The sequence below is a fragment of the Bathymodiolus platifrons methanotrophic gill symbiont genome (genome assembly GCF_002189065.1).
Classification (GTDB): Bacteria; Pseudomonadota; Gammaproteobacteria; order Methylococcales; family Methylomonadaceae; genus Methyloprofundus.
The window spans coordinates 1-2,204 of the sequence record NZ_BDMN01000489.1 but is presented as its reverse complement, the minus strand read 5'-3'; the positions used below and the strand labels follow the sequence as shown (position 1 = coordinate 2,204).

General features: G+C 31.9%; 1 protein-coding gene. It reads right to left on the bottom strand.

The annotated features are described in order from the left end of the window. On the bottom strand, positions 1-2,204 hold a 2,204-nt coding region (locus CDZ78_RS19725; protein WP_280175611.1), incomplete at both ends, for an AAA domain-containing protein.

Below are 2,204 nucleotides of genomic sequence, written 5' to 3'. Positions count from 1 at the left end.
TGAGCATAATTCGTTGACTTGGAAATATGGCGCTTGCAAGATCATAAATAGAAACTCCAGGAAGTAATAATGCAGAAAATGGCTGATCTGTAAGAAAATTATGTTTAAGTTGCAATATTTTCTCTTCAGCCAGAAATGCCGCTGTCGGGCTTACTTGCTTATCATCTCCAACAACAAGTAACTTTTTAGCTCTCATAATAGCTGGCAATGCAGTAATATCTGATTGAGATGCTTCATCAATGATAACCAAGTCAAAGGAACCGAAATTAGAAGGTAAAATCTCACTCACACGCCAGGTAGGAATGATCCAGCAAGGAACTCCTGAATAACATTCTTGCATCGCTTTGTAAGCGTCTCTTCTATGCCTTGGTGCTCTTTTTCCGGTTCCTTTACCTATGTGGGAGACAGCCGATACAAACTGCATTAACGCTCCTTGTACGCGTTCAGTCATATTCAAGTGAAGCCCTATACTAGTTTTTTTCTGTATCAATTCAGAAAAAGACCTTTTTAAATCAACATCAAGACGACTTCTTTTTGCAGACAGTTCCTTTAATTCCTCACGACTGTCAATTTCTTTTAAATATTGTTCTCGCCTTTTCCACTTCCATGAGTCATACCAATCTATAGGTGTTAAATTGTCTTCAGTTGATGCTAAAGGTTCTGTTTTTAATTTATTTGCCCAATCAGGTGCTCCTGAACTTAATATTTTTTCTGAAACCTCAGTAATAGAATTAAAGTGATTTGAAAGTTTCCTTAATTTATCAAGTTCAGCTATGAATTCTTGCCACTGTTGCATTATTGTATCTGATGTATACATCAGATTTCCAATAGAATTGTTAACAAAATCCATCATTCTATTCGATATATCTCCATCTGATTCCTTTAGTTTATTTGTTAAATCCTTTAATTTTAAACGTTGTGAACCTAAGGTAATTCTTGATGTGTTGAGTTCTATTGATATAATTAACCTTTCAATTTCATTTTTATTCAGAGCTAAATTTTCAATATTAATTCCATGAGGGAATAATTCTTTAGCTTCTGATTTTATTATATTTAATTCTTTTTTTGCTATTTGGGACGCGTTATTAACTAATTTGTGAATGTTTTGTATTTCCTTAAAATCATCACCATATGAATACGATAAAACTGGTAAGTCTATCTCTTTTCCTAGATGATTCCATTTGACAATAAATTTTCTTACATTAATTTGAAATTCAACATAATCTTTAACTAAGCCCCAATCCTCAATCTTGTTTGGCTTATCACCATCAACTTTAACTTTATCAATAATGGTTTTAGCATCTTGATGTCCAAAAGAAAAAATACTAAAAGATTTTTTCCCTTTAATAATATTTGTTAATGCATCATTTACGTCCTCAATAACATTTGAAGGGTCATTAATTTCAACAAATGTTCTTACGAATTTTTGTCTAACTTTAATTAAAGAAGACATTTCAAGAATTATGGCCTCGAAAAATTCTGTACTGTCACTTGATGTAGGATTAACCCATGCGATATAAATATTTCGAAGCCATTTAAAATCATCAATATCAGTAATTAATCTGGATAGTTTATTTAATGGATTAATTAATTTTTTCGCTCGTTCAACAGATTTATCGACTGAAACAGCTAAAAGTGGAGTATGAGTATTTTTTGTTTTTTCTGCAATTCTAGCAGAATTTGAAAGGTCGTCATGAATAGATACTATATTTTCTGTATCCGGTAAGTCTTGTATGTTTGGTATGTACTTACCTACATAGGAAATATCTATTCCTACCTCTCTCCTAGCTAATCTTATTGTAGCTATATCTTTATCTGAAAATTGAGGATTATATTTATTATCAGAACCTAATTTATCAGAAAACCAATTATAGCTCGCAGTATTGTTGATAACATACTGAGCTAACTCTAGTGCAGTTATTTCTCCAGCCTTTCCTGAAAGACCTGAATCAATAAGTTTTAGCTGTTTTAAACCAAAATCTTTTATTTTTTTATCAATTCCAGAAATCTCTTTCTCCAACTGAATAACTCGTGATTCAGAAGAAATTACATCTTGTTTTAATTCTTTTAGGTTTGTTTTGCATACCAGCGTAGCTAATGATTGAACTGCATTTTCGAGTTGTTTCATGCCTTGCCTTTCATTAGTAAGAAGACTAATCGTAAGGTTTCTTAATTCTTCTGGAATTTGTTCTTGAAGAACAGAT